Below are 25,969 nucleotides of genomic sequence, written 5' to 3'. Positions count from 1 at the left end.
CTGCCGGTCAGAACCGCGGCGAGGGTGCCAGCACCCGCTCCAACAGCTCCGCCTGCTCGCGGTGGAGCCGCTCGATGTCCTCGCCCTTGCGGGCGATCAGCTGCAGGCCCAGGCGGCCGCTGACCTCGCGATAGGACAGGTCCGCCCCGTTCTCCTCGAGCTGCAGCTTCGCGACCCGCACATCGGAGAGGAACAGGTCCCGCATCCCGACGCTGAGGTGGATGGGCGGCAGCTCGTCGAGCCGGGCGTTGATCGGGGAGAGATCCGCATCGTCCAGCGCGGTGCGCCCCGCGTAGCGGCGCGCCGCGTCCCGCAGCAGGCGCCGCTCATGCACCGGATCGGTCTGATCCGTCTCGGTGATCCCGGCGTTGGACAGCTCGAGGTCCAGCCAGGGGGACATCGCGATCAGCGCGACGGGGGCGGGGATGTCACTCTGCTCCCCCAGCCGCCGCGCGATGACGAAGGCCAGGCCGCCGCCGGAGTGCTGACCGGCCAGCACCCAGGGACGGTCCGTGAGGCGGCCGTCGGCGGCGAGGGCGGCGAGCGCCGATTCCACGTCATCCCTGCCCACGGGGTGCTGGTGGTCGGGGGCGTTGCGGTAGTCGAGCATCAGCCCGGCGCAGCCTCTGGCCTCGGCCTGGCGCGAGAGCCAGGCCCAGTCGCTCGAGAACGGGCCGGAGACGTAGGCGCCGCCGTGGAGGTAGACGATGACGCCGTTCTCGGCGCGATGCTCGTCCAGCCAGACTGCGCGGGTGCGACCGATCATCTCGGGCTCGATCGCGTGGGACTTCAGCACGTGGCTGGGCGGATTGGGGCGGCGGGCCTCGCTCAGCGCCTGATGGGACAGGGTCGCGGGGATCGGGATCCGCCGTACAGCACGTGCCCCCGTCACCATGGCGTCTCGGATGCGTCCCATCAGTGCCTCCTGTCCGCGACCTCGAGGGCCGCCTCGCTGGCGTATGCACCCAGCCTAACGAATCGAGCTGGGACCGAGCCTCCGCCGCGCCCCGGTACCCTTCCCCCATGCCTCGCTCGCCTCTGCCTCCGTCGTCGTCGCCCCGCACTCTCCCCGGACCCCTGCTGGTCTTTGTCGCGATGCCCGAGGAGGCATCGCCGCTGGTCGCACGGCTCGAGGGCGCCGCTGTGCTCGAGACCCCCTTCACCGAGGGCGTCGCCGCGGTGCGCGGCGCCCTGCGGGGCATCGACACCGTGGTGGTCACCACCGGGATCGGGATCGCCGCCGCCTCAGCGGCCGCCACCTGGGGCATCCTCAGCACTGCTCCGGCCCTGGTCGTCGCCGCCGGTTCCTGCGGCGGTCTCGCGGCCGACGTCGAGGTGGGCACGCTGGTCGTCGGTGAGACCTTCACCTACTCGATCGCCGATGCCACCGCTTTCGGCTACGCCCCGGGGCAGGTCCCCGGCGGTCCCGAGCGCTTCGCGGCTGCCCCGGACTGTGTGGACCTCGCCGAGCAGGCGGCACTGCGAGCCGACGCGCACGGAGCACAGGACACCCCCGGAGCGCAGGGAGCGGGCCGGGGGGTGCGGCGCGGCCTGATGCTCTCCGGGGATGCCTTCGTCACCGCCGAGCTCGCCGAGCCGATGCGCGCCCGGTTCCCCTCTGCGCTCAGCGCCGACATGGAGACCACGGCGAGCGCCCGCACCGCGGCGGCGCTGGGGGTTCCCTTCGTGGCGCTGCGCGCGATCTCGGACCTGTGCGGGCCTGCGGCCGGTCAGCAGTTCCATCTCGAGCTGGACCTGGTCGCGGAGATCTCGGCCCGCGCGGTCGAAGAGCTCGCACGGGCGCTGTCCCTGAGCACTCCCGTCGAGTTCTGAGCCGTATGTCTAAGATTCTCAGGTGACTCGCCGCCCTGTCCCCCGTTCCCGACCCGTCACCTGGCAAGTGATCGCGCTCGTGATCACGGTCGTGGCCTCGCTGGTCCTGGTGTCGATGGTGGTCAAGGTGCGACCTCCGTCCCGGTCGCTGCCGATCACTCTGGTCAGCTCGGACTGGGAGCCCTACCTCTCCCCCGACCTGCCGGAGAACGGCCCGCTCGCCCAGATCACCACGCAGACCCTGCAGGGTGCCGGCTATCAGCCCGAGTACACCTTCACCAGCTGGACCCTCGCGCAGCAGGCGGTGGAGAACGGCGGCGCGCTGGGCGTGGTGGCGATGGTGCAGTCGGGGCAGCGGGACGGGCGGTTCCTCTACTCGGACCCGATCGTCGAGCTGCGGTACACGCTGTTCGGCCTCAGCGACGACGACCTCGCAGCGATCTCCGAGCGTGATGACCTGGGAGGACTGCGGGTAGCCCGGATCGACGGCTATGACTATTGGGCCGAGCTGGACAGCTCCGGGGCCGAGTTCTCGACCTATCCCACCGCGGAGGTCGCCTTCGCCGCCCTCGAGGACGGCGAGGTGGATCTGGTCGCCGAGGATGCGTTGGCGGGCCGCGCCGCCCTGGACGGGCCCGGCTATGCCCGCGACGGCGCCTCGATCACCGAGGTGCAGCCGATCACCCCGCTGACCTCCTCGACGCAGGGCCTGCACATGCTGATCCGGGACAGTGCCGAGGGGCGTCGCCTGCAGGAGGACTTCAATACCTCGCTCGCCGCCTACCGGGAGACCTCTGAGTACACGGATCAGCTGCTCTCGCTCGAGCAGACCTCCGCCGCGGTGACGCTGCAGGGCGGGACCGCAGGCATCGAGCTCTTCGACGACGACGACCCCGGGCTGCGGCTCGGCGTGACCCCACCGGGCACCCATGGCACGGTCCTGGGATGGCCGGAAGCACCGGACGATGAGGAGGCACGGGTGCAGGTGAAGCTCCTGGACGGACCATGGCAGGGCAAGATCGTCAGCGTACGGCTGGGGGACGTGGTGATCGCTGATGCATGAGTTCCGCTGGTTGGCTCCGGCACTGATCGGGGTGACATCGGTGCCCGGCATCCGGGACCGCGAACCCACCCGTGATCGCGCCTTCTGGGCCCGTGTCGCACGTGACTTCCCGGGCGAGACCTGGAAGTTCCCCAGAACCCAGGAGTTCGACGGCGAGCTCGAGTACTCCGAGGCCACCGGGGACCGGCTCCCCCAGCCGCTCGAGCTGGTGGAGGCGCAGATGGATCCCGCCACCCTGGCCGGGCTGGTCACCGAGGAGGGGATGGCGCCCACCGCGCTGAAGTGGACTCTGTTCGACCATGGCGTGGTGCTCTTCGAGGGAGTCCTGAGTGCAGAGATGCTGCCCGGGGAGCGCACCTCCGAGGCGGCGAAGCGGCTTGAGGTCTCGGTGCAGGCGATCGCCAAGCGCTTGTCCCGGAAGATCCTCGAGGAGGATCTGACGCGGTTGACGGACGTGCTCGACACCGCCCCGGACTCCGCCGAGCATGTGGTGATCGATCGGAACGAGGAGGCGGCCTCCGAGCTCAGCCGCGGGCTCTGGGAGGGGCCGCTGTGGGTGGCTCGGGCACTGCGATTCACCGGCCTGGACACCGCCAAGGTGGAGTTCGCCCGGGCGTGGATCGCCGGGATCGGCGAACACGCCAGCGATTACATCGGTGAGCTCCTGGCCGGGGAACGCACAAACGTCACCGAGTGGATGAACTACGTCTACGCCGAGAACGATTCCACCGAGGTGCTGTGGGAGGCGCTGCGGCGCGCCCAGTACTTCTACGCCGCGATGAGGGGCGTGGACTCGACGCTGCGCAACATCCTCTCCTGGTCCATGGCCGAGCGTTCCGAGGTCTCGCTGACGTTGCTGCGCTCCCAGCTCGAGGACTCGATGAACCAGGCCCAGGAGCTGCTGCTGGTCCAGGCCGAGGTCGGTAAATATGCCAACCGGATCGGCCGCACCGAGATGAAACGGATCCTCGCGGGCTGGGACTATGACGAGATCCTCGGCGCGCCGGTGCGCGAGAAGCTGCGGATCTGCCGCGAGCGTCTGGACTCGCTCGCGGAGGACCGATCCGCCCGCAGCGCGATGTTCACCGACGTCATCCTGATGACCATCGGTGTCACGTCGGTGCTGGCCACCGCGATCGAGATGGTGCAGTTCGGCCGCGCTGCCAGCTCCGATCCCGGCCAGTCCGCCTTCGACCTCGGGCGCGGCCGGATCACCTACTGGTTCTCGTCCCAGTCGATCGACACCATAGTCCTGGTCAGTGCGATCATCTCGCTGGTGCTGGTGCTCGTCTTCGTCTGGAAACGGCGCCAGAGCATCTCATGAGTCCGCTGGTCCGTCTGGGCGCGGTCAGGCTCCTGCTCGATGTCCAGTTCTGGTTCCCGGTCTGGCTGATCCTGCTGCTGGACCGGGGCTTCAGTCTCGGCGAGGCGGCACTCGTGGATGGCCTGTTCCGGGTGGTGGTGGTCGCCGCCGAGCTGCCGATGGGCAAGTTCGCGGACCGGCTCGGGCGCAAGCGCACCGTGATCCTGGTCTGTCTGGCCACCAGCGTCGTGTTCACGGCGATCGGCCTGGTCAACACCCTGCCGGTGCTCGTCATCACCTGGATCGCGTGGGGCCTGCTGTGGGCGCTCGCGTCCGGGGTGGACACCGCCTACTCCTGGGAGCTGGCCCAGCAGGAGCGGCCCGGTCACGCCCAGCGCTACCTGGGCAGGACCCGTGCGATCACCGGCACCGCCGGCGTGATCTCCCTGCTGACGGCTGGCTGGCTGTACGACATCGCACCCGGGCTGCCGTTCTGGGCAACCGCCGCCCTGGCGGCGCTGGCACTGCTGATCGCGCTCACCCTGCCGGACATCGATCCGGAGCGCGTGGGCACTGCGGCCGCCACCGCCACCTCGAGCCTGCGCATGGCGCTGAGCGACCCGTCCCTGCGCAACGCGGTGGCCCTCGCCGCCGTCGTGCTCGCGACGGGCTGGTCGCTGCAGATCCTGGTGCAGCCGCTGGCCCTGCAGCTCGGGCTGGCCCCTGCCTCCACCGGCGTGGTCTATGCGGTGTTCGCGGTGGCCGGTGGGCTGGGCGGGGTGCTCGGTGCCCGCTCGGCGCGGGTCTCCCAGCCATGGGTGCCGCTGTCGATGCTCGGCCTCGCCCTGGCCTGCGTCGGGATCGGGCTGCTGATCCGTTCGGAGCTCGCGATCCTGTCGATCGTGGTGCTGCTGCCGATCATCGGCATCCTCCACGCCCTCGCCAAGACGGTCACCGACATCTGGGTCGCGCAGATCTCGGGGCCGCGGGTGCTGGCCTCCGTGTTCTCCGTGGTCTCGCTGATCGGTGGGCTGGTGATCGCCGTCGCCCGGCCCGGGCTGGTGGTGCTGTCCGGGGTGATCGGCGCCGGCGAGGCCTTCGCCGTCTGGGGCGCGGTGAGCATGGCCGGGATGGCTGCCTGCCTGCTGCTGTGGCGGCGGCGGGCCCGGGCCGCCGTCGCGGCATCGCACCCGTACGGCTGAGCGGACCCGGCGACCCAGCTCCACCGCACGGGCTCAGCGCTCCGTCGAGTGCAGGATCTCCGTTCCCGCCGCGAGCGCTCCGAGGTTCTCGCTGATCCGTTCGTCGGCACCCACCGGACGCCCACCTGCGGCGTGCGGGGTGATCAGCAGGCGCGGGGCGTCCCACAGCGGATCCTCTGCGGGCAGCGGCTCCGGATCGGTGACGTCCACGGCGGCGCCGCCGAGGGTTCCGGCCTCGAGCGCCTCACGCAGTGCGACCTGGTCCACGGTGGCGCCCCGGCCCACGTTGATCAGCAGCGCATGGTCGGGCAGCGCGGCCAGCACCTCGCGGCCCACGATCCCGGCGGTCTGCTCCGTCGCGGGCAGGATGTTGATCAGCACATCCACCTCGGGCAGTGCGGCGAGCACCGTCTCCTCGGCGATCACCTCGAAGCCTGCCCGGGTGCCGGCGCTGCGGGCGGCTCCCCGCACCTCGGCGCCGAGCGCCTGCAGGGTGGGGGCGAGGGTCTGCCCGATCTGTCCGAAGCCCCAGATCAGCACCCGGGCACCGATCAGGGTGGTGAGTCGGCCCTCGGGGTGGAGCGGCTGCAGGCCACCGAGCTCGGTGGACCACTCGTGGCGCTGCTGCGCCTCGCGGCTCTCCGGCAGGCGCCTCACCAGGCTCAGCAGCAGGGCGAGGGCGTGCTCGCTGACCGTGAGGGAGTGCAGCCCAGCCCCCGCGGCGATCACCACGTCCTCCTTGAAGCCGGCGGCGAGGATACCATCCACCCCCGCTGAGAGCGACTGCACCAGCTTCAGATCTGGCAGCTGCTCCGCCGCGGAGGCGAGATGGCGGCGGGAGGCTCCCCAGACCACCAGCACGTCCGCATCATGATGTGCGGCCGGGATCTCGGCACGGGCGTCGATCGTCACCGCCTCCCAGCCCTCGGGCAGAGTGGGGTCCAGCGGGACGGTGTCGGGCAGCAGGATCTTCATGACCCCAGACTACGGATCCGTGCTGCTCCCGGCGCCGCACCGCCGCTCTCCGGACCGACGATTTCCGGATGCCGTGCTGGGGGCTGGTCCGATAGCCTGCGGGCATGCGTTCCGGCCCCGCACGATCCCTGTTCAGCTTGACCAGACTGGCGGGCGGTGCCCGCGCGATGCTGCGCTCGGCGACCCGCGGTACGGGGCAGCGGGCCCGCCGGGTCGCGGTCGCGGCTCCGCTGGACACCGGTGGCTTCCTCGGCGCGTCGGTCGCCGCCTGGATCTCCACCTCCCCGAGCCTGCTGCCGCGCACCTGGTGGATGTGGGGCGTGAACATCGGGCTGTCCGAGGTCTACGGCTACGCGAGCGGCGTGCTGGCGAGGAAGCTGGTGCGTCGGATCGCCAGCGAGATCGGTCTGCAGGTGCAGATCGCTCCCGGTCATCGCGTCCGGGCTCGCTGGGCCGGAGCGGCCGCACTGGTGGGCATCTCGTCCTACTCCTGGGTGCGAGGGGTGCTGCGTCAGCGGGAGATCAGCCATCGGGTGCAGCAGGAGCCGAAGAACCTCGCGACCCACGTGGTGGGCAGCGCGGCTGGCCTCGGCGCCTCTCTCGGCGCACTGGTGCTGGCCCGCTCGGTGATCGCGACCGCGCACCTGTACCGCGCGATGCTGCGTCCCTACCTCCCACCCCGGACCGTGCGCGTGCTCTCCCTGCTGCTCACTGCGGCGACCGTCGCGGTGGTCACCGACCGGCTGCTCCGCGGCCGTGTGCTGGAGAACATGCTGGAGCGGGCCGAGGCCGCGAACCTGCTGATCTCCCCGGATGTCCCCCGCCCCACCTCGCCGCTGCGCTCGGGTGGTCCCCAGTCGCTCGAGACCTGGCAGTCGCTCGGTGCACCCGGCCGCAAGATCGTCGCCGGCGGCGCGGACCGCCGCCTGATCACCCGGACCGTCGGCCGGGAGGCGCTCGAGCCGATCCGCGTCTACGCCGCGAGTTCCACCTCCCGTTCGCTCGAGGACACCACCGCCGCGTTGATCGCTGAGCTGGACCGCACAGGGGCCTGGGACCGCAAGGTGCTGGTGCTGTTCACCGGCACCGGCACCGGCTGGCTGCAGGAATGGTCGCTCTCGGCGATCGAGTTCCTCACCGCCGGGAACTGCGCCACCGCCTCGATCCAGTACTCGTTCTACCCCAGCCCGCTGACGTATCTGGTGGACCGTCGTTCCCCCCAGCGGGCCGGGCGCCTGCTGCTCGAAGCGGTCCGTCGCCGGCTGGCCGAGCTCCCAGCGGATCGTCGGCCCGCGCTCTATGTGGCCGGGGAATCCCTGGGCTCCTATGGTGGCCAGGCCGCCTTCCGGGACGTCCCGGAGATGCTCTCCACGGTCGACGGCGCGGTCTGGACCGGGACCCCGAGCATCACGCCGCTCTGGCAGCAGCTCACCGCGCACTCCCGTCCCGGCTCCCCCGCCGTCGCCCCGATCATCGACAGCGGGCGCAACATCCGTGTGGTCACCCGGCCGCGGGACCTGGTGCGCAACTACTGGGGCGGCCTCTACGCGCCGTGGGAGCATCCGCGGGTGGTCTACGCCCAGCACCCCTCCGACCCGGTGGTCTGGATGGATCTCTCGCTGCTCTGGCGGGAACCTGCCTGGCTGCGGGAACGGGTGGGGCACGATGTCACCCCCGCGATGCGCTGGTTCCCCTGGATCACCTTCTGGCAGATCGCGGCGGACATGCCGCTGTCGATCAAGGTCAGAGGAGGTCACGGCCACTCCTATCACGAGGAGATGGTGCCGATCTGGGCCGCGGTGCTGGGCCAGGACGGCGCCGGGACCGGCACCGAGGCGCAGCAGATGGCGCAGCGGCGCAGGCTCCGCGCGATCGTCGACGCGATCCGCGAGATCACCCCACAGCCGTGAGAGCAGCCGTGAGCGGTGCTCCTGTGTGCAGGAGACCGCGGCCGCTCAGGGAAGGGGGCCGACGGCCACGGGACGGGAGGCCTCCGCGCTCCACTGCGACCACGATCCCGGGAACAGGCGCACCCGGGTGAAGCCTGCACGCTCCAGAGCCAGCAGGTCATGGGTCGCGGTGACGCCCGAGCCGCAGTACACGATGGTCTCGCGGTCCTCGCGCACCCCAGCGGCCTCGAAGCGGCGACGCAGCTGGTGCGGGGACAGGAAGCGACCCTCCGGATCCAGGTTCTCGGCAAAGGGCAGGTTCACGGCGCCCGGGATGTGCCCGGCGCGGGGGTCGATCGGCTCGACCTCCCCGCGGTAGCGCTCGGCGGCGCGGGCATCGATCACCAGGGCCGCCCCGGCGGCGACCTCGTCAGCGGTGGCGATGCGGCTCGCGGGCCAGTCCCGCACCGGCACGTCACCGGCTGCGGGACGCACGTCCGTCGTCTCCAGCGGCCCGTCCCAGGCATCCAGACCGCCGCTGAGCACCGCGGCGTCGTGCCCCAGCGCTCGCAGCATCCACACCAGGCGACCGGCCGGGGCCCCGTTGCTGTCGTCGTACGCGACCACGGTGGAGCCTTCCGTGATGCCGGCGCTGCGCAGCGACGCCGCGAAGTCTGCCGCCGCAGGAAGGGGGTGGCGCCCCGCCTCGGGCCGGGCGGGGGCGGCCAGCTCGGTGTCGAGGTCGAGGTAGACCGCACCCGGCAGATGACCCTCGAGATAGGTGTGATGGCCCTTGGAACCATCCAGCGCCCAGCGCACGTCGAGCAGCTGGACCTGGCTGTCCCCCGCAGCGGCTCCCGTGAGCAGCGTCTGCAGGTGGGCGATGTCGATGATCGGAGGCAGTGCGGAGGTCATGTCAGAAGCCTACGACTCCACAGAGCGACACCACAGCACGACTCCACAGTGCGTTTACGCGGCGCTCAGGACTTGAGCTGGAGGTCCACCCGCACCAGGCGATGATCGGAGGTCGGGAACGGGTACACGCCGGTCAGCTCGCTGCCGGGGTGTCCCTGCGACGGCCAGAACACCGCGGAGGAGACCACCTGGAGCGGCCGAGAGGGGAGCACATAGTCCACCCGGAGGTTGCCCGGGGCGGGATCGTCGCCGAAGTCGGCGGTGTCGAACTGGGGGTCCCCGAGATGTTCGCGGTTCGCCGCCCCCTGCGTGGTCGCAGCCTCCACCGCGCCCGAGCTGCGGGGCTTGGTGTCCTGCACCCGCGCATGGGAGAGCAGCCGATCGATAGCACCGGGCCATGAGTCGCCGTCGAGCGGATCGGAGTTGTAGTCGCCCAGGATCACGAACTGCTCCTGGGGTGCGAGCCCTCCGCGAATGCCGGCATCATCGACGATCCAGCTCGAGCGTCGGCCGGGACTGAGGTAGTCGGCCCACAGGCGGATCTCGTCGCTGTTGCGGCGCTGGTTGCGCTTCTCGGGCCCGTCGAAGCTCGGCGGGGTGGGATGCGCGGCCAGCACATGCAGGGTGCTCGGACCGACCTGCACCGGCACATCCCAGTGCGACTTCGAGCTCAGGCGCAGCCGGGCCGCGATCTCCGGGCCGTAGAACTCGGTGGGCAGCAGGTTGCTGGGCATGTCCGCCCAGAGCAGGTTCTGGAAGGTGCGCACCTGATCCGTGAGGATGGGGAAGCGGGAGAGGATCGCCATCCCGTACTGGCCGGGGAACTCCCCGAAGCCCCAGGCATCATCCGGCCCGCCCACGGTCCCATCACGGTTCAGATCCATCCCGCTGGGCACCCCGGTGTTCACCGGGGCGGTGAAGACGTAGGGGTAGAAGACCGCGCTCTTGCCGTTCTGCGGCACCTCGAGGTACTTCTCGCGGAAGAGGTCCAGGCCGGCACCGGCCTCGTCGTGGTCGAACTCGTTCAGCAGCAGCACGTCGGGGTTGTTGATCTGGATGACCTCGGCGACCGCGCGGATCTGCGGGTCCTCACCGGTGGCGAGGTCCTCGAGCAGCTGCCCGGCCCGGCCCCGATTGAGCGAGGCGTTGAAGGTCGCGACTCGCAGGTTCTGGAAGCGGCCGCTGTGACGAGCAGGTGCCGGGGCGGCCTCCGCCACGGCGGGCAGACCGAAACCGGCGGCAGCAGCCGCGACGAGTGCTCGACGACGGGTTACGCGAGGAGTCATACCCCCATTGTGCACTCTCCGGAGAGCGCACGACAGTTCGCTGTGGACGGCCCGCCTGCACCCCCTCCCGTGAGCCGCGCCAGATGCGCGCCAGATGACAGACTGGGGAGCATGAGAATCGCATTCCTGGGAACCGGCCGCATGGGCACCGAGCTCGCCCTTCACCTGGTCAAGGACCATGAGCTGACAGTCTGGAACCGCACCGCGGAGCGCACCGCGCGGCTGGCCGACGCGGGTGCCGCGGTCGCCGCCACCGCCGCTGCGGCCGTCGACGGTGCCGAACTGGTCATCACCTCCCTGTTCGGACCCGACGCGGTGCGCGAGACGGTCATCGCGCCCGCGCTGATCCCCGGGGGCATCCCCTGGGTGGACACCACGACCGTCTCCCCCGCCGATGCGGACGAGTTCGCCGCCGCAGTCCCCACCTATGTGGGTGTGCCGGTGGTCGGCTCGCTGGGCCCCGCCCGCCACAGCGCGCTCGGCGTCTACGTCGGCACCCCTGACGCCGCCCTGCGGGCCCGGGTGATGGAGCTGGTGGCCCCCTGGGCCGATCCGACGCGGCTGATCGGGGTGGATTCCGGCCGGAAGGCCGCCGTCGGGAAGCTGCTTGCGAACCTGGCCCTTGCGATCAGCGCGCAGGGCCTGCGCGAGGCGCTCGCCCTCGGCGAGGCGACCGGCGCCTCCGCCGAGGAGACCCTCGAGATGCTCGGCGGGACCGGTCTCGCCTTCATCGCCACGATGAAGGGCCCCTTCGTCCGCGGCGAGCGCACGACCGAGGGCGGAGACTTCACGGCGAATGCGATCGCGAAGGATGCCCGGCTGATGATCGACAGCGTTGAGGGCACGGCGCGTCCGGGTGCTGACCTGCCCGCCCTGCATGGCGCGCTGGCCTCGTTGGATGCTGAGATCGAGGCGGGTCACGGCGAGCATGACTTCTCGACGATGCTGCTGCCGGGAGCCGAGCCGACGACCCGCTGAGAGGCTGACTCCCTCCGCTCGCCGCTTCGGGGTCAGATACCGACGGCGGCGAGCACGGCGCGCGCGGTGGCCTGCGGGTCAGCTCCGACCTCGACCTGGACGTCCTCGACCGCCGCGGCGTCGAGGATCGCAGTGAGCTCGCCGAAACGGTCCAGGTGCCAGGCGAGTCCTGTTGGGTCGTGCTCGTGCCGACGGCGCAGACGGGCGCGCACCAGATCCCGCGGGGCGCTCAACCGCACCACGGTGAGCGGGCTGCCGAGCGCCGCCTGGTACTCCTGCCGCACTGTGCGCTCCTCGAGCACCCCAGCCGCGACCAGCACCCGGGCGCCGGCCGCGCGATAGTTCGCCGCGACGGCGGTGAGGTTCCGGTGTTCGAGGGCGGAGTGGAACCTGTCGCCTGCGGGGGCCGGCCAGGCCAGACGCAGCTGGTCCAGATCGATCACCGCACCGGGGATGTCCCGCGCCCGGAGCTCGTCACCGATCGCGTGCGCGGTGGTGGTCTTGCCGACGCCGACCGCGCCGCTGAGCAGCAGCGCGTGCGGCGACGCTCCGAGGTCATCAGCCCAGTTCATCATCAGCCCCGCTCACCGCAGGTCCACCAGGATTCCGCGGGCCGCCTGGCGTCCGGAGAAGAGGCAACCGCCGAGGAAGGTGCCTTCGAGGGCGTTGTGCCCGTGCACGCCGCCGCCCCCGAACCCGCTCGCCTCCCCGGCCGCGTACAGCCCGGCCAACGGCTCGGTTCCCGCGACCTCTGTGCCAGCGGCCGTACCCGCCTCGCGCTGCACTCTCCCGCCGAGATCGGTCTCGAGACCGCCGAGGGTCTTGCGCAGCAGCACGTGCAGGCGCACCGCGATCAGCGGACCGGCCTTCGCATCCAGCAGCCGATGCGGGGCGGCAGTGCGGATCAGCCGGTCACCCACGTACTTCCGCGTTCCGCGCAGGGCCGTGATCTGAGCGTCCTTCGAGAACGGGTTCCGCACCTCTGCGTCCCGGGCGCGGATCACGCGCTCGAGCTCCTCAGCCTCGATCAGCTCCTCACCTGTCAGCGCGTTCATCTGGCGGACCAGGTCGGGAACGGAATCCGCCTGCAGGAAGTCCTCGCCGTGGTCGAGGAAGGCCTGCACCGGGCCGGGCGCGCCGGGCTTGACGCGGGAGAGCACCTGGCGCACGTCCCTGCCGGTGAGGTCCGGGTTCTGCTCGCTGCCGGAGAGCGCGAGCTCCTTCTCGATGATCTTCCGGGTGAGCACGAACCAGGAGTGATCATGGCCGGTGGTGCGCAGGTGGCGCAGCGTCGAGGTGGTGTCGAAACCGGGATAGGCGGGCGCCGGCAGCCGGTTACCGCGGGCATCGATCCAGAGCGAGGACGGACCGGGCAGGATCCGGATCCCGTGCCCCCGCCAGACGGGGTCCCAGTTGCGGATCCCCTCCGTGTAATGCCACATCCGATCCTGGTGGATCCAGTGGCCGCCGGCCCGCGCCGCGGCGAGCATCCCCGTCCCGTCGACGCTCGTCGGCACCCCGTGCACGAACTGCTCCGGCATGGTCCCCAGCTCGGCGGGCCACAGCTGACGCACCAGCTCCTCGTTGCCGCCGATGCCACCGGTGGCGACCAGCACCGCGGCAGCCCGCTCCTCGAACTCCCCGGCCACCTCGCGGCTCGAGCCGACGCCGCGCGGGGTGGCGTCGGCCGCGAGCACACTGCCGCGCACCCCGGTGACGCGCCCGCCCTCGACCAGCAGCTCCTCCACCGCGTGCCGGGTGCGCAGCACGATACGACCGGCCGCGCGATGTGCGGCGAGCTTCTTCACGAAGGGCTCCACGATCCCCGGACCGGTGCCCCAGGTGATGTGGAAGCGCGGCACCGAGTTGCCGTGCCCCTCGGCGCGGCCGTCACCCCGCTCCGCCCAGCCCACCACCGGAAAGCTGCGGTGGCCGAGCCGGTGCAGCCAGTCCCGCTTCTCGCCCGCGGCGAACTGCAGGTATGCCTCAGCCCAGCGGCGTGGCCAGTGGTCGGCGGGACTGTCGAAGGCCGCGGAACCCAACCAGTCCTGGCGGGCCAGGTCCAGGCTGTCGCGGATCCCCAGTCGGCGCTGCTCCGGGGAGTCGATGAAGAACAGCCCGCCGAAGCTCCACCAGGCCTGGCCGCCGAGATCCTGCTCCCCCTCGCGCTCGAGCAGGAGCACACGTCGGCCGCCGTCGGCGATCTCGGTGGCGGCGACCAGCCCCGCAAGGCCCGCGCCGATGACGATCGCGTCCTGGCCACCGGCGGAGCTCGAGCGGGCGGTCATCTCACTGGACTTTGATGCGGCGCACGCGCTGGAGGTGCTCGGTGCTGTTGCGCCCGGACATGGAGCGGCTCTTCTGGCGGTTGTTGGAGCCGACCTTCCGGTCGCCCTGACGGAGGTTGCCGACGGCGACCTCCGTCTCCTTCTCGTACTCGTGGCGCTTGTCGGTGTTGCGGTAGTAGCGGTAGATCCCGCCGTAGACCGCCGCGAACACCGCCGGACCGGCGATGAAGGGGAAGGCGATGCCGATGGCACCGGAGTCGGAATCGGCCAGCAGCATCGTGGTCGTCGGATCGGCGGCCAGCTCAGCGAGCAGCGGGAGCATCGCATCCTCCTCGGGGGCGGGGATCACAGATCAGGGGCGTCATCGCGGGTCTCATCCGGCCAGGAACCAGCCGAAGCCGACGACGGCCCCGATCACGGCCGCCACGGACCCTGCAGCGCAGGCCACGGCGAAGATCTTCGGATGGGAGACGGGGACCGAGCCCATGGTGTTGCCGTTGCGGGCGTTGACCGCGATGTAGTGCACGAGGGAGCCCTCGCCCTTCGCGGAGTCGGCATAGCTGTACAGCCACACCGGCACGTACACCGAGACCCAGCGGGTGCCGCGGACGGCGACCCCCTCTTCCTCCCAGCGCACCCCGCGGTCGTAGCGGCCGATGGTGGGGCCGGCCTTCGCGCGGGCGATCGCCAGGAATCGGTTCTCGACCTCGTCGTCCACGTCGCGCACGTTCAGGTCACGGCGCTCCGAGGTGAAGTTCTTGAGGTAGTTCGAGTTGTAGGCGACGGCGTTCTGGGTGTCATACGGCTGCACCGCATTGAGGATGTTGTTCGTGGCCTGCTTGTTGTCCTTGACATCGAAGCGCTCGGCGGACTCCACGGTGAGGTCGTCCACCAGCAGGTCGAAGGCACGCTGGACGGAGTAGACGTCCGCGTCGTAATAGGTCTCGGTGACGTAGTTGTCCTTCCCGACCTTCCGCCGCACCGTGTACTGGCGGGTGGTGACCTCACCGGTGCCCTGGAGGACGGCATGCATGTTCCCGTCCACCACCATGTACGGGATGTACACGCCCATCACGTTGTCGGGGACGAACTCCGATTTGAAGCGGGCGTGCGCGAAGGCTTTGCGCTTGCCCGCGAAAGCACTGATGCGCTCGATCGCCTCTTCGCGGGTGAGCTGGAAGGGCAGCACCGCATCGGGGATCGCGCCGTTGGGGATCTGGGTGTTGATCGAGAGGGTCTGCCGACACCAGTGGCAACGGGCCTGCAGCTGCTGCTCGACGTTGATGACCACCTCGGCGCCGCAGCCCTGGCACTTCAGGGTCACGGTGGTGAGGTCCTCGCGGATGTCCGCTGTGCCCGAGGCCAGGGTGTGGCCGCGCAGCTCCGCGATCGAGGAGTCCAGCCCGAAGGCCCGCTCCGCGTTCTCCTCGTTCCAGGTGTGTCGGCAGTAGGAGCAGAACAGCGCCTTCGCGCTCAGCGAATAGTGGATGTCCGAACCACCGCAGCGGGGACACTTGTTCAGCCCGTCGTCCTTGCCCGAGCTGGTGTCGATGATCCGGTTCGAGGAGTGCTTCAGCGCCGCCTCTGCCGCGCCGGAGACCGCCTCATCGCCGAGCATCTGCTCCGGGGGCTGCTGGCTGCCGCCCTGCTGGGCACCACCCTGCTGAGCGCCGCCGGGCCACTGGGGCATCGCCTGCGGCCCAGCGCTCGGAGCGCCCGACGGGGTGAACCGGGGGTCCCCGGCGGACGGGTCCCCCTGTCCGGGCTGTCCGGGACGCAGCGGCTGCCCGGTCGGGGCGGGCGGGACCGGCCCGCCAGGCTGAGAAGGCCTGGCGGGCTGGTCCGGTCGCGCCCACGGCGGGCGCTCAGGAGGCACTGTCATCGCTTTGCGGGGTGCCGGCTCAGAGGCCGAGGGCGGCCTTCTTCGCCGCCTCGTAGTCCTCGTCGGAGATCAGGCCCTGATCCAGCATCTGCTTGTACTGGGCGAGCTTGGCCACCGGGTCGTCCTGCGCCGGCGCCGCCTGCTGCTGAGGTGCACCCTGCTGAGGCGCGGCCTGCTGCGGGGCGCCCTGCTGGCCCGGCGGGGCCCAGGGCTGGACGGGGTTGACCATGCCGCCGGCCGCACCCATACCCGCCCCGAACATCGCCAGACCCGCACCGCCACCGGTCTCCCCGGCGGCCTGCACGCCGCGCGCGGCGGCCTGATTCATGAACGACTGCGAGCGGGCGCCGGAGAGGGCATCGGCCTTCTGCACGTCCTTGAGCAGCTCACGGGTGTGCTGGTCGTACTCGATCGAGACGATCGCGGTCTTCACGATCGCGAGGCCGCGGTCGCTGGACCAGCGGTAACCCTCTTCGACGGCGGCGGAGAGCGACTGGGCGAAGCCCACCGAGTCGCCCTGGATCTTGGAGATCCGGTTGCCCTTGTCGGGATCGTTCGTGTAGCGGGAGAACGCCTGTGCGAGGGAGCCGACGACCTCCTGGAACAGCTGGCTGCCAGCCTTGTTGTCGACATCGGCGAAGTCGAACACCGGGGCGTTCGCGGAGATGAAGGTGGCCGGCACGAAGTTATGGACGAACAGCAGCGGGTCGATGATCCGCAGCGTGTACGAGCCGCGGCACACGGCGCCGACCTGCGAGTTGAGGTACGCGTCGTCCCAGTAGATCTCCGACTGGGTGCCGAAGCGGTTGTCCGGGATCTCCTTGAGGCTCACGTAGAAGGCGAGCTGCTGCGAGGAGGGGCGGCCGCCGAACTTGAACCGCTCCCAGGAGGTGCCGACGGTGGAGGCGAGGATGTCGTCACCGGCGAAGACGGAGCGGGAATCCGGGGAGGAGTCGTTGAACTCGTAGCCGCCGGCCTCCGTGATCAGGCCGGTCGCACGGCCGTCGACCACGGTGATCAGGCCGTAGCCCTGGGGCACCAGGATCTTCGACCCGTTGGAGATGACGTTCTCGCTGCCGCGGGTGTTCGAGCCGCGACCGGCGTTGGTGCCCTGGGGGACCGCCGGGAACAGAGCCGCCGTCTGCGGCAGACCGTTCGGAACGGTGAGGAAGTCCTTCCACTGATCGGCGAGCATCCCGCCGACCGCGCCCTTGAATGCCTGGATGAATCCCATGTCAGCTCCTTCGTTCCCCCGCGACTGTGTGATCGGAGCCATGCTATCGCGAAGCACCCGAATGCTCGCTGGATCCGCGGGCTACCGTCGCTGGGTATGGAGCGTGAGCAGAGCCGGCGGTGGGCCGAGCGTCATCAGGTCGCGATCTACCTGCTGGCGATCGGGGCGGGCGCGGTGCTCGGGGCGCTCCTGCCCGGGGCGGCACCGGCCCTCGAGCTCGCGGTGGAACCGGCGATCGCCGCCCTGCTGCTGGTGACCTTTCTCGGGGTGCCGCTGCGCGGGATCGGGGCGGCGCTGGCGGATCGCCGTTTCCTGCTGGCCCTCTTGGCAGTCAACCTCCTGGCAGTCCCCCTGATCGTCTGGGCTCTCACCCGGCCGCTCGCCGACTCCCCTGAACTGCTGATCGGCGCCCTGCTGGTGCTGCTGGCCCCCTGCATCGACTACGTCATCGTGTTCACCGCGCTCGCGGGCGGCGCTCACCAACGGCTGCTCGCGGCGACGCCGCTGCTCATGCTCGCCCAGATGCTGGCCCTGCCGGTGCTGGTGCCGCTGCTGAGCGGCGGCGGGGCGGCGGGGCTCATCGACCCGGTCCCGTTCCTGCGCGCGCTGGTGCTGCTGGTGCTGCTCCCCCTGCTGGTGGCCGCCCTGATCCAACGCTTCGCCCCGCGGTGGGACCTCTCCCCCGCGATGGTGCCGCTGATGGTGCTGGTGCTGGTCACGGTGGTGGCGTCCCAGACTCCGCGCGTGCTCGGCGCGGGCACGGCGCTGCTGGCCCTGGTGCCGATCTACGCCGGATTCCTGGTCCTGGCGACGGCCGCCGGGATCCTCGTCTCCCGGCTCGCGAAGCTCGGGGTCGGTGAATCCCGCGCCCTGACCTTCTCTGCGGCGACCCGCAACTCCCTCGTCGTGCTGCCGCTAGCTCTCGCGATGCCGTCCCCGCTCGTCCCGGCCGCCGTCGTCACCCAGACCCTTGTCGAGCTGCTCGGCATGGTGGTGCTGGTGCGGATCCTGCCTCGGCTGCTCAGGGACGGACCGCAACCACCAGCACTGCGGTGACCGGGAAGGTGAGGACGCCGCCATCGGCGGAATAGTGCGCCCACAGCCCTCGTACCCGTTCCTCGATCTTCTCCCGCACCGCCTCCGTCTGCGCCTGATGGATTCGGCCGGGCCCTGCGATGCCACCGGCGATGCCGGCGAACAGATCGTCGGCTGTGACCCGCCAGGTCCAGTGCACCTCCCCCGCGTGCTCGGTGCGCAGCCCCGCGTCCTCTGCCAGCTCGGCGAGCCCCGCAGGGCTGCGCTCGAAGTCCCGCTCAGGAGCCAGCCGAGAGCTCGGAACTGGGACTGCGTCGGCTCCCTCAGCTGCGCTCGCATAAGCGGCGAGATGCGGCCCCGGAGATGCGGGCCAGATCGTCATCGCTACCCGGGCCGACGGTGCGGCCACCCGGGCAAGGTCACGGACGCTCGCGCGAGGATCGGACACATGGTTGATGACGAAATTCGCGGTGACGGCATCAACCGAGCTGTCGTCCAGCGGAAGTGACGGTGCTCCCGCGCCGAAGACATCGACGTCGAGTCCCGAGGTGCTCACTGCCCTGCGGGTCACGGCGACCATGTCCGGGTCTGGATCGACCGCGATGGCCCGTCGGCCCTGACGCGCAGCAGCGAGCGCGAGGCTACCTGTCCCGCACCCGACGTCGAGATGGACGTGCGCCGGCCCTGTCGCCTCCACAAGAGTGTCATCGGTCCCGGCACACAGAGTCGCGAAGGACCGTCGATATGCCTCCGCCACGCCGTTCCAGGTGCTCACTCAGCGACCCCACGGCGCTGGCGTGCACGGCTCAGAATCGCGGCGATCACCTCGGTCTTGGCGTCCGCGTAGTCGTTCATGTCCTCCCAGACCCTGGTGGCGAGCTCTCGCTTGGTCTCCTCGTAGAGCTGACGGTCTGCGGCGTCGGTCCGCAGCCGATCGCGCAGCAGGAGGTACGCCTCGATGCCCGGGTCACCCCGCTCGAGCAGATGGACATGGACGTCACGTTCCGGAGTGCGCACCAGACGATGCCCCGGCTCACGAACCCGCAGTTCGTAGCCGGCCCGCACGAGCGGCTCGGCATGGTCCTCCTCGGCGGTGATGTGCTCGACCACGACCAGGACGTCGAGGATCGGCTTCGCGGCGAGGCCGGGGACGGAGGTCGACCCGATGTGCTCGATCTGGATACCGGCGCCGGCGAGCGCGTCGCGGATCCGCTGCTCGTGGGCGAGATACCAGTCGGGCCAGCGCTCGTCATAGTCGACGATCTCGATGGTGCGCTTCTCCACGCCTCCGATGAGCTGGGTCTCCGTAACGTCCGGACGGACAGGGGCAGGGTGGGAGGTCATGAAGCGATCCTCTCACCGGTCAGCGACAACCGCCTCAGCCGGTGATGTCGAACGTCGCGAGCTTCTTCGTGTTCCCCGAGCTCTGCAGGTCCAGCAGCTGGGCGTAGATGCCACCGCTCGCGGCGAGCTCGGCCGGGGAGCCGATCTCGTCGATGCGCCCGTCGCTCAGGGTGATGATCCGATCCACCCCGGCGATTGTGGAGAGGCGGTGGGCGATGATCATCGAGGTGCGCCCGGTCATCAGCTCCTCGAGCCCCTTCTGCACCTGGATCTCGGCCTTGGTGTCCAGGGCGGAGGTGGCCTCGTCGAGCACGAGCACGGGGGCGTCCTTGAGCATCGCGCGGGCCACCGCGATCCGCTGGCGCTGCCCGCCGGAGAGCTTGAGCCCGCGCTCCCCGATCACCTGCTCGTAGCCGGCCGGGAAGCGGCGGATGAAGGTGTCGGCGTTCGCGCGACGGGCCGCGTCGACGACCTCCTCCTCGCTCGCCTCGGGCCGCCCGTAGGAGATGTTGTCGCGGATGCTGCCGGAGAACAGGGAGGCGTCCTGGAAGACCACCCCGATACGGGAGCGCAGCTGGTCCAGCGGCAGGTCCGCGCTCGGGTGGCCCACCACCTCGATGCTGCCCCGGCGCGGCTCGTAGAGACCCAGCAGCAGGTTCACGATGGTGGACTTGCCGCCGCCGGACTCCCCCACCAGGGCGATCTTCTCGCCGCGCTCGACCGCGAAGTCGATCTCGTGCAGCACATCCTCGCCGTCCTCATAGGCGAAGGACACCTCCCGGAAGGCGACCACGGGAGCGCCCGGCACCGACTCGATCTCCGGGGAGACGGTGAGCACGGGGGCGGGAGCGCTGTCGTCGGCTCGCTCCTCGACCCCCTCCTCGGCGGAGGCGGTGCCGCTCGCGTGGCCCGCATCCGCAGCATCCGTCGGCCGCGCCGCCATCACCGCGGCGGTGCGGGGATCCACGGGGGTCTCCATCACGCGGAAGTAGTCCTTGGAGCCGGCGATCGCGCGCTGGGCGGAGTCGATCACCCAGCTCATCGACTCCACCGGGGCCTTGGCCATGGCCATCAGCTGGATCAGCAGCACCATCTCGCCGAGGGTGAACTGCCCCTGGACGGTGCGCACGAAGATGATCACGTAGATGCCGAAGAAGATGAGGTTCAGGAACGCCCGACGGATCACGTCCATCCGGTGCCAGTGCGTGGACTGCGCACGCGTGGTGGCGTCGGTGGAGCGGAAGCGGCGGGAGAAGTCCGCGAGCTCCCCGCGCTCGCGCACGAAGGACTTCACCACCCGGATCTGCCCGACCACCTCGGCGAAGCGGCCCGAGGCGATGTCGATCTGCTCGTTCTTCTCCCCCTCCAGGCGCTGCCACTTCACCGAGGTCAGCGAGGTCAGCCACACGTAGACGGGGAACACGATCAGCAGCAGCACCGTGAGCGGCCAGGCGTAGTAGGCGCTGATCGCGAGCACCGCGGCGGTGGTGATCAGCATCGACGCGAAGGAGTTCGACATCATCTTCGTGAAGTTCGTGATCTCGGTGATCGAACGGTTCAGCCTCGCCACGATCGTGCCGGTGATCTCGCCGTCGAACCAGCGCTGCGGCAGGTGGAGCAGCTTGTCGTAGTAGCGCACCGAGAGGATCGTGCGCATCCGGTTGCTCATCACGTCGCCGAACCAGCCGCCGACGTTCGAGATCACGGTGACGGCCAGCTCGGCCACCAGCACCGCCACGGCGATGAGGATGACGGTGCGCACGGCGGTGCCGGTCGCGCCCTGCCCGCCCACGGCGCCCGCGACGGTGTCGGTCGCGTGACCGATCAGGAAGGGGACCGCGAGGCCCGCGACCGCGGTGAGCACGGAGCAGGCGATGATCGCGATGTACAGCGGGGCGAGAGCACGGGTGAAGCGGACGATGCGCAGCAGGGATGTCACCCGGTCAGCCTAGGCGGGGTCCCGAGCGCTGACCACGTGCTTCTGCTCTCCCCTTCCTCGCAGGTATCCCCTCTGAGCTGTCGCTGCGACCTCTCCCAGGCGACAGCTCAGAGGGGATACCGAGGAGTACGTGACCGCTCAGGCTCAGTCCGATTTCGGGCCCACCACGCCCAGCAGCACGCCGAGGGAGGTCCTCTCCCCCGCTCGCCGTCGTCGCAGCACGCCGCTTGCCAGCGCGTAGGGCACCAGCATCACGAAGCCGACGGCGCTGAGCAGCAGGATCGCGACCACGATCGAGCCGTCGCCGTCGGACCCTTCGGCGCCGGTGCGGGCCACCAGCAGGGCGGCGGCGATATTGCGCTGGGAGGTGAGGATCGCGGGTCCGTCATGGACGGTCAGGGTGTCCCCGGCGAGGTCTCCGGCGATGCGGCCGGTGAGGAAGGCGAGCGCCACCAGGCCTGCCGCGACCAGCAGCACCGGTGAGAGCAGCAGATCCAGCACCAGGTGGCTGTTGGCTCCGAAACCGGAGAGGAACATCAGCACCGCGGAGATCGCGGCGACGCCGCCGGCGGTGCGGGCGAACCGGTCGGCCCACCCCGGCCAGACGGCCGCGATGACAATGCCCGCGATCATCGGGGAGAGCATGGTGCCCAGCAGCAGCTGCGCCACCGCCCAGCCCTGCACGGTCACGTCCTGGAGCAGGAAGGGCACCACCAGCGGCATGAACAGGATCGAGCCGAGCAGCAGCACCGCCATCGGGCCAGCGGTCTCGCCATAGGGGATGCGGGCCATCGCGCCGAGCTGCAGCACGAAGGGGGCTCCGGCGGCGCACAGAGCGATGATGAAGCCCTCCCCGGTCTGGTGCGGAAGCAGGTCCTTCAGCAGCCAGATCAGCAGCGTGCCCACGGCGGGGACCACCACGAAGTTCGCGCCGAGCACCGCAAAGACGGTGCGGCGGTCCCGCAGCTGCTTGCGGAAGGCGCGCAGCGGGGTGCGCAGGCCCATCGACAGCATCGAGGCGATCGCGAAGATCGGCACGCTGATCTGGATCAGCAGGCCGAACAGGGATTCGATCGTGTGCACCCCGAAAGGCTACGCGGGCTGACTGGACAGGGGTCAGATCCAGCCGTTGTCCGAGGCGGTCCTCACGGCTTCGGCCCGGTTGGTGATCCCGAGCTTCCCGATCACGGCGGAGAGGTGGTTGCGCACGGTGCCCTCGGAGAGGAAGAGGCTCCGCGCGATCGACGCGGTGGTGCCGCCGGCGGCGACAGCCTGCAGCACCTCGGTCTCCTTGGCGGTCAACGGGCTCGCGCCGACGGCGAGGGATTGCGCGGCGAGCTCGGGGTCCACCACCCGCAGCCCCTGGTCCACGCGGCGCACCGCGTCGACGAGCTGCTCGACGCGGGTGTCCTTGACCATGAAGCCGTGTGCCCCGGCCTCCATGGTGCGGCGCAGGTAGCCGGCCCGGCCGAAGGTGGTCAGCACGATGATCCGCGGTGCGCCGTCGCTCCCCCGCAGAGCCTCGGCGACCTCGATCCCATCCGCGGGACCCTCCTCGCCCTCGGCCGTGACGCCGGCGGGCATCTGCACGTCCAGCAGCAGCACATCGGGGCGGTGCTCGGCCACCGCCGCGAGGGCGCCCGCCCCGTCGGCCGCCTCCCCCACCACCTCGAGGTCGCTCTCCAGGCGCAGCAGCGCGACCAGGCCCGAGCGCAGGATCGCCTGATCGTCGGCGACCACCAGGCGGATCATGCCGCCGCTCCCATGGTCGCGGTGAGGCGGGTCCCGGTCTCGGAGGAGCGGACCTCGAGGCGCCCGCCGGCGAGCGCGATCCGTGCCTCGAGGCCGCGCAGCCCGGAGCGGTCCGCTCCCTGGGGGATGCCGACGCCGTCATCCTCGATGCTCACGGAGTCCTCGCTGACGCTGATCTCGGCTCGGGTGGCGCGGGAGTGGCGCACGATGTTGGTGACCCCTTCGCGGATCACGTAGCCGAACAGTTCGGCGAGGTCGTCGTGCAGCGGGGGCAGGGCGGTGGGGACCTCGGCCTGGATGCCGACCGTGGACAGCACGGTGCGGGCCGACGCGATCTCGGTTGCGGCGCGGACGTGCTGCATGCCGGAGGCGGTGGCGCGGACATCGGCGAGGGCCTGGCGCACCGTGGTTTCGATGTGGACGAGCTGCTCGCGGGCCGCCTCGGGATCGGAGTCCAGGAGCCTGCGGGCGAGCTGCGCGGAGATGGTGAGGGAGGTCAGAGAGTGACCGACGAGGTCGTGCAGGTCACGGCCGATGCGTTCGCGCTCTGCAGCGACGGCGAGCACGGCGTTGCGGTGCTGGGCGGCCTCGAGCTGCCCTTGCAGGAGCTCCTGGCGGATGCCGTAGCCGATGCCCCAGGACATCAGCATGCCCGTCAGGGCGAGGCCGGCGGCCACGTACACCCCGGTGACGATCGCGAGCACCATGACGGCGAGGCTCATCGCCACCATCGTCGGCACCGCCCACTTCCACGGCAGCAGAAGCACATGCGTCATGGCCTGGAACATCACCATGAACAGCACGTTCAGGCCGAGGAACGGGATGAGCACGAGCAGCAGCCCGGTACACAGGGCGAACCAGGCCAGCCGCACCCGCAGCGGGTACAGGCTGATGCCGCAGCAGTACACGAAGACCACGGCGTAGACCAGCAGCAGCCCGGTGACGACGGCGGCTCCGGGGCCCGGGTTCTGGATCCAGGCGAAGGCGACCGGGATCGCGATGAACAGGACGGGGGCGAGGGCGTAGGTGAGCCCGCCGGATTCGAGCGCGGCCCGGTGGAGCGCACGCGGGGTGAGGAGACGGGACGCCGGATCCTGCTCCTGGCTGCCGCGCACGCCGGTGCCCCACGTCGTCGCCTCGAGAGTTCCCATGGCGGCCATTGTGTCAGCGACGCTTCAGCCCCACGGCGCGGCGCAAGCTGAACGCGCACAGCACGCCGAGCACCAGGGTCCAGGCGCCGATCACAAGCAGGCCGGTCGCCGGCAGCTCCCCGCCGTACATCGACCACTGCCCGAGTCGCGAGATCCAGTAGGTGGGCATGGCGTGCCCGATCTGCTGCATCCAGCTCGGGAACGTCTCCAGCGGCATCCACAGCCCGCCGAAGATCGCCATCGCCATCATGGTGACCACGCCTCCCGCCATCGCCGCGCCGCCCTTGAGGACCATGCCCAGCACAAGGCCGATGAGGATGGTGGGCAGCAGTCCCAGCCACAGCACCACCAGGGTGGTGAGGAAACTTCCGGGCGCCACCTCGACGCCGGTCGCGATCCCGACCACGCCCACCGCGAACAGCGCGGGGAGGATCACGGCGCTGGCAGCCATCACCGAGCCGGCCAGGAAGGAGCGCGGGGACAGCCCCGCGACGATCAGCTGACGCAGGAAGCCGTTGCGCTGGTCCTCCTGGATCTGGGTGCCGGCGGTGACGGCAGCGCCGAGCCCGCCGTAGGCGGCCATGTTGACCATGATCATCCCGCGGGCGGTCCCTTCGGCCTCATCGCCGAACATCATCCCGAACAGCAGGTACATCCCCACCGGCATCGCGATCGTGAACACCATGAACATGACGTTGGTGACGGTCATTCGCGTGGTGTGCAGCGCGTAGCGCACGGTGCGGGTCGCGGCCGACGGGGCGGCGGCGGTGCGCGGCGCTGGCATCCCGGCGGCGGCGGTGGAGGTGAGCGTGGTGGCGATGGTCGGCGAGGTCATGACGGAGCTCCGTTGATCGGTGATGGTTCGGGCGGCCGACGTGGCGGCGGCGTGGCTCATCGCTGGTCTCCCTCGTGGTCGGTGATGCGCAGGAAGGCTTCCTCGAGCCCGGGTGCGGAGACCAGGACCTCGTGGACATCGGCGGCGAGGGGCGAGGTGAACAGCGCCCTGAGCACGGCGTCGGAGTCGGAGCAGACGGCACGCACGCGGCGGGGATCCGTCTCGTCGGCCGTGGCGCTCTCGACGCCGGGCAGTGCGGCGATCTGTGCGGGCTCCGCACCGCGCAGGGTGATCACCCGGCCTGCGACGACGGCGCCGATCTCGGCGCCGGTGCCGTCGGCGACCACCCGGCCGCGGTCCATGACGATCACGCGGCGAGCCTCGCGCTCGGCCTCGTCGAGGTGGTGGGTGGCGAAGACGACGGTGCGACCGGTCGCGGCGACGTCCCGCATCTGGTCCCAGAAGGCGCGGCGAGCGCCGACGTCCATCCCGACGGTCGGTTCGTCCAGCAGCAGCACCTGCGGGTCTCCGAGCAGCGCGATCGCGAAGCGGACCCGCTGAGCCTGCCCGCCGGAAAGCGCCCCCATCTTGCGCTTCACCAGGTCTTGGATGTCGGCCTGGGCGATCACCTCGGCCATGGGCATCGGGTGGGCCTGCAGGGAGTGGAGCATCCGCAGCATCGAGCGGACGGACTGGTCGGGCAGCAGCGCGCCGGCCTGGAGCATGGTGCCGATCAGTCCGGTGCGGGTGGCGGTCGCGGGTTCGGTGCCGAGCACGCCCACGGTGCCGGCGTCGGGCGTGGCGAGGCCGACCATCATCTCCATCGCCGTGGACTTGCCGGCGCCGTTGGGGCCCAGCAGGGCGACGATCTCCCCGGGTTGGATCTCGAGGTCGAGGCCGTCGAGAGCGCGGACGCGCCCGTAGTGCTTGGTGAGCCCGCGCAGGCTGATCGCAGCGGTGGCGGCAGCGGCGGGGGTGGTGGAGGCGGGTTCGGCAGCCGTGGCGGAGGCGGTGGTCGTGGTCATGGCTCCAGGCTTCCGCAGCGGCGGCCCCCGCCCCAGTCCC

24 protein-coding genes are annotated in these 25,969 nt (G+C 70.7%); 7 read left to right on the top strand and 17 right to left on the bottom strand.

Annotated elements, in window-relative coordinates; translation table 11 throughout:
* Positions 1 to 7: 7 nt before the first annotated feature.
* Positions 8 to 916 (bottom strand): alpha/beta hydrolase fold domain-containing protein, encoded by a 909-nt coding sequence (locus tag ACT3UF_RS11105; protein WP_444502491.1) that lies wholly within the window; start codon positions 914 to 916, stop codon positions 8 to 10.
* Between the two features lie 107 nt (positions 917 to 1,023).
* Here ACT3UF_RS11105 and mtnN point away from each other — a divergent pair, with 107 nt between their 5' ends.
* From mtnN to ACT3UF_RS11085, 4 genes are read left to right on the top strand one after another with little or no spacing between them, the layout of a single operon-like run.
* Complete coding sequence (mtnN, locus tag ACT3UF_RS11100) at positions 1,024 to 1,833, top strand: 5'-methylthioadenosine/S-adenosylhomocysteine nucleosidase (protein ID WP_444502490.1); 810 nt, start codon at positions 1,024 to 1,026, stop codon at positions 1,831 to 1,833.
* 22 nt (positions 1,834 to 1,855) lie between these two features.
* Positions 1,856 to 2,896, top strand: coding sequence for a substrate-binding periplasmic protein (locus ACT3UF_RS11095; protein ID WP_442332664.1), 1,041 nt, complete (start codon positions 1,856 to 1,858; stop codon positions 2,894 to 2,896).
* On the top strand, positions 2,889 to 4,220 hold the full coding sequence (locus tag ACT3UF_RS11090) for a hypothetical protein (protein ID WP_444599610.1): 1,332 nt from the start codon (positions 2,889 to 2,891) through the stop codon (positions 4,218 to 4,220). Before ACT3UF_RS11095 ends, ACT3UF_RS11090 begins: the two co-directional genes overlap by 8 nt.
* Positions 4,217 to 5,401 carry an MFS transporter gene (locus ACT3UF_RS11085; RefSeq protein WP_442332662.1) on the top strand — a complete coding sequence of 395 codons (1,185 nt, stop codon included), beginning with the start codon at positions 4,217 to 4,219 and terminating at the stop codon, positions 5,399 to 5,401. Before ACT3UF_RS11090 ends, ACT3UF_RS11085 begins: the two co-directional genes overlap by 4 nt.
* A gap of 33 nt (positions 5,402 to 5,434) precedes the next feature.
* Here the strand turns inward: ACT3UF_RS11085 and ACT3UF_RS11080 are convergent, their stop codons facing one another.
* Entirely contained in the window at positions 5,435 to 6,376 is a 942-nt protein-coding gene (locus ACT3UF_RS11080; protein WP_444502489.1) for a phosphoglycerate dehydrogenase, read from the bottom strand.
* Between the two features lie 104 nt (positions 6,377 to 6,480).
* Here ACT3UF_RS11080 and ACT3UF_RS11075 point away from each other — a divergent pair, with 104 nt between their 5' ends.
* A complete protein-coding gene (locus ACT3UF_RS11075; protein WP_444502488.1) occupies positions 6,481 to 8,286 on the top strand; it encodes an alpha/beta hydrolase in 1,806 nt (601 codons plus the stop codon).
* Between the two features lie 45 nt (positions 8,287 to 8,331).
* Here ACT3UF_RS11075 and ACT3UF_RS11070 read toward each other — a convergent pair whose 3' ends face one another.
* A complete protein-coding gene (locus ACT3UF_RS11070) occupies positions 8,332 to 9,180 on the bottom strand; it encodes a sulfurtransferase (protein ID WP_444502487.1) in 849 nt (282 codons plus the stop codon).
* Between the two features lie 65 nt (positions 9,181 to 9,245).
* On the bottom strand, positions 9,246 to 10,466 hold the full coding sequence (locus ACT3UF_RS11065) for an endonuclease/exonuclease/phosphatase family protein (protein WP_442332659.1): 1,221 nt from the start codon (positions 10,464 to 10,466) through the stop codon (positions 9,246 to 9,248).
* 111 nt (positions 10,467 to 10,577) lie between these two features.
* Here ACT3UF_RS11065 and ACT3UF_RS11060 point away from each other — a divergent pair, with 111 nt between their 5' ends.
* Positions 10,578 to 11,444, top strand: coding sequence for an NAD(P)-dependent oxidoreductase (locus ACT3UF_RS11060; protein ID WP_442332658.1), 867 nt, complete (start codon positions 10,578 to 10,580; stop codon positions 11,442 to 11,444).
* A gap of 32 nt (positions 11,445 to 11,476) precedes the next feature.
* Here ACT3UF_RS11060 and ACT3UF_RS11055 read toward each other — a convergent pair whose 3' ends face one another.
* The 5 genes from ACT3UF_RS11055 to ACT3UF_RS11035 all read right to left on the bottom strand — a co-directional run bounded on the left by ACT3UF_RS11055 (position 11,477) and on the right by ACT3UF_RS11035 (position 16,848).
* The gene (locus tag ACT3UF_RS11055; RefSeq protein WP_444608330.1) at positions 11,477 to 12,019 is read right to left on the bottom strand and encodes an AAA family ATPase; all 543 of its coding nucleotides are present in this window, start codon (positions 12,017 to 12,019) and stop codon (positions 11,477 to 11,479) included.
* A gap of 9 nt (positions 12,020 to 12,028) precedes the next feature.
* A complete protein-coding gene (locus ACT3UF_RS11050; protein ID WP_444592430.1) occupies positions 12,029 to 13,732 on the bottom strand; it encodes an FAD-binding dehydrogenase in 1,704 nt (567 codons plus the stop codon).
* A gap of 1 nt (position 13,733) precedes the next feature.
* On the bottom strand, positions 13,734 to 14,054 hold the full coding sequence (locus ACT3UF_RS11045) for a hypothetical protein (protein ID WP_345080905.1): 321 nt from the start codon (positions 14,052 to 14,054) through the stop codon (positions 13,734 to 13,736).
* A gap of 51 nt (positions 14,055 to 14,105) precedes the next feature.
* Positions 14,106 to 15,422, bottom strand: coding sequence for a TFIIB-type zinc ribbon-containing protein (locus ACT3UF_RS11040; protein WP_444599608.1), 1,317 nt, complete (start codon positions 15,420 to 15,422; stop codon positions 14,106 to 14,108).
* A 211-nt stretch (positions 15,423 to 15,633) separates the two neighbouring features.
* Positions 15,634 to 16,848 carry an SHOCT domain-containing protein gene (locus ACT3UF_RS11035; RefSeq protein WP_444599607.1) on the bottom strand — a complete coding sequence of 405 codons (1,215 nt, stop codon included), beginning with the start codon at positions 16,846 to 16,848 and terminating at the stop codon, positions 15,634 to 15,636.
* 96 nt (positions 16,849 to 16,944) lie between these two features.
* Between ACT3UF_RS11035 and ACT3UF_RS11030 the strand changes: the two genes are divergently transcribed.
* Complete coding sequence (locus tag ACT3UF_RS11030) at positions 16,945 to 17,904, top strand: arsenic resistance protein (RefSeq protein ID WP_442332862.1); 960 nt, start codon at positions 16,945 to 16,947, stop codon at positions 17,902 to 17,904.
* On the opposite strand, the gene ACT3UF_RS11025 is transcribed toward ACT3UF_RS11030, so the two are convergent.
* The 8 genes from ACT3UF_RS11025 to ACT3UF_RS10990 all read right to left on the bottom strand — a co-directional run bounded on the left by ACT3UF_RS11025 (position 17,870) and on the right by ACT3UF_RS10990 (position 25,929).
* Entirely contained in the window at positions 17,870 to 18,580 is a 711-nt protein-coding gene (locus tag ACT3UF_RS11025; RefSeq protein WP_441445293.1) for a class I SAM-dependent methyltransferase, read from the bottom strand. The genes ACT3UF_RS11030 and ACT3UF_RS11025 overlap by 35 nt on opposite strands.
* Positions 18,581 to 18,654: 74 nt before the next feature.
* A complete protein-coding gene (locus tag ACT3UF_RS11020; RefSeq protein ID WP_444599606.1) occupies positions 18,655 to 19,227 on the bottom strand; it encodes a GrpB family protein in 573 nt (190 codons plus the stop codon).
* Between the two features lie 34 nt (positions 19,228 to 19,261).
* The gene (locus ACT3UF_RS11015; protein WP_444599605.1) at positions 19,262 to 21,166 is read right to left on the bottom strand and encodes an ABC transporter ATP-binding protein; all 1,905 of its coding nucleotides are present in this window, start codon (positions 21,164 to 21,166) and stop codon (positions 19,262 to 19,264) included.
* Between the two features lie 144 nt (positions 21,167 to 21,310).
* Positions 21,311 to 22,249 carry a Na+-dependent transporter gene (locus tag ACT3UF_RS11010; RefSeq protein ID WP_442332891.1) on the bottom strand — a complete coding sequence of 313 codons (939 nt, stop codon included), beginning with the start codon at positions 22,247 to 22,249 and terminating at the stop codon, positions 21,311 to 21,313.
* Positions 22,250 to 22,282: 33 nt separating this feature from the next.
* Positions 22,283 to 22,918, bottom strand: a complete 636-nt coding sequence (locus ACT3UF_RS11005) for a response regulator (RefSeq protein WP_442332890.1) — start codon at positions 22,916 to 22,918, stop codon at positions 22,283 to 22,285.
* A complete protein-coding gene (locus tag ACT3UF_RS11000; protein WP_442332889.1) occupies positions 22,915 to 24,069 on the bottom strand; it encodes a sensor histidine kinase in 1,155 nt (384 codons plus the stop codon). The genes ACT3UF_RS11005 and ACT3UF_RS11000 overlap by 4 nt, the downstream gene beginning before the upstream one ends.
* A 13-nt stretch (positions 24,070 to 24,082) precedes the next feature.
* On the bottom strand, positions 24,083 to 24,904 hold the full coding sequence (locus ACT3UF_RS10995; RefSeq protein WP_441445262.1) for an ABC transporter permease: 822 nt from the start codon (positions 24,902 to 24,904) through the stop codon (positions 24,083 to 24,085).
* A gap of 56 nt (positions 24,905 to 24,960) precedes the next feature.
* Positions 24,961 to 25,929, bottom strand: a complete 969-nt coding sequence (locus ACT3UF_RS10990; RefSeq protein WP_442332852.1) for an ABC transporter ATP-binding protein — start codon at positions 25,927 to 25,929, stop codon at positions 24,961 to 24,963.
* Positions 25,930 to 25,969: the final 40 nt, after the last annotated feature.

The sequence above is a fragment of the Brachybacterium sp. AOP24-D1-21 genome (genome assembly GCF_052378665.1).
In the GTDB taxonomy this organism is placed as follows: Bacteria; Actinomycetota; Actinomycetes; order Actinomycetales; family Dermabacteraceae; genus Brachybacterium.
This window is presented reverse-complemented; position numbering and strand designations above follow the sequence as displayed.

What these genes read in the sequence shown, in the direction of transcription:
- ACT3UF_RS11020 (WP_444599606.1), bottom strand. Translation starts at nt 19,227, where the DNA reads ATGACCTCCCACCCTGCCCCTGTCCGTCCGGACGTTACGGAGACCCAG.
- mtnN (WP_444502490.1), top strand. Translation starts at nt 1,024, where the DNA reads ATGCCTCGCTCGCCTCTGCCTCCGTCGTCGTCGCCCCGCACTCTCCCC.
- ACT3UF_RS11030 (WP_442332862.1), top strand. Translation starts at nt 16,945, where the DNA reads ATGGAGCGTGAGCAGAGCCGGCGGTGGGCCGAGCGTCATCAGGTCGCG.
- ACT3UF_RS11060 (WP_442332658.1), top strand. Translation starts at nt 10,578, where the DNA reads ATGAGAATCGCATTCCTGGGAACCGGCCGCATGGGCACCGAGCTCGCC.
- ACT3UF_RS11055 (WP_444608330.1), bottom strand. Translation starts at nt 12,019, where the DNA reads ATGATGAACTGGGCTGATGACCTCGGAGCGTCGCCGCACGCGCTGCTG.
- ACT3UF_RS11085 (WP_442332662.1), top strand. Translation starts at nt 4,217, where the DNA reads ATGAGTCCGCTGGTCCGTCTGGGCGCGGTCAGGCTCCTGCTCGATGTC.
- ACT3UF_RS11105 (WP_444502491.1), bottom strand. Translation starts at nt 916, where the DNA reads ATGGGACGCATCCGAGACGCCATGGTGACGGGGGCACGTGCTGTACGG.
- ACT3UF_RS11005 (WP_442332890.1), bottom strand. Translation starts at nt 22,918, where the DNA reads ATGATCCGCCTGGTGGTCGCCGACGATCAGGCGATCCTGCGCTCGGGC.
- ACT3UF_RS11075 (WP_444502488.1), top strand. Translation starts at nt 6,481, where the DNA reads ATGCGTTCCGGCCCCGCACGATCCCTGTTCAGCTTGACCAGACTGGCG.
- ACT3UF_RS11090 (WP_444599610.1), top strand. Translation starts at nt 2,889, where the DNA reads ATGCATGAGTTCCGCTGGTTGGCTCCGGCACTGATCGGGGTGACATCG.
- ACT3UF_RS10990 (WP_442332852.1), bottom strand. Translation starts at nt 25,929, where the DNA reads ATGACCACGACCACCGCCTCCGCCACGGCTGCCGAACCCGCCTCCACC.
- ACT3UF_RS11000 (WP_442332889.1), bottom strand. Translation starts at nt 24,069, where the DNA reads ATGGGAACTCTCGAGGCGACGACGTGGGGCACCGGCGTGCGCGGCAGC.
- ACT3UF_RS11045 (WP_345080905.1), bottom strand. Translation starts at nt 14,054, where the DNA reads ATGCTCCCGCTGCTCGCTGAGCTGGCCGCCGATCCGACGACCACGATG.
- ACT3UF_RS11070 (WP_444502487.1), bottom strand. Translation starts at nt 9,180, where the DNA reads ATGACCTCCGCACTGCCTCCGATCATCGACATCGCCCACCTGCAGACG.
- ACT3UF_RS11080 (WP_444502489.1), bottom strand. Translation starts at nt 6,376, where the DNA reads ATGAAGATCCTGCTGCCCGACACCGTCCCGCTGGACCCCACTCTGCCC.
- ACT3UF_RS11035 (WP_444599607.1), bottom strand. Translation starts at nt 16,848, where the DNA reads ATGGGATTCATCCAGGCATTCAAGGGCGCGGTCGGCGGGATGCTCGCC.
- ACT3UF_RS11065 (WP_442332659.1), bottom strand. Translation starts at nt 10,466, where the DNA reads ATGACTCCTCGCGTAACCCGTCGTCGAGCACTCGTCGCGGCTGCTGCC.
- ACT3UF_RS11050 (WP_444592430.1), bottom strand. Translation starts at nt 13,732, where the DNA reads ATGACCGCCCGCTCGAGCTCCGCCGGTGGCCAGGACGCGATCGTCATC.
- ACT3UF_RS11040 (WP_444599608.1), bottom strand. Translation starts at nt 15,422, where the DNA reads ATGCCCCAGTGGCCCGGCGGCGCTCAGCAGGGTGGTGCCCAGCAGGGC.
- ACT3UF_RS10995 (WP_441445262.1), bottom strand. Translation starts at nt 24,904, where the DNA reads ATGACCTCGCCGACCATCGCCACCACGCTCACCTCCACCGCCGCCGCC.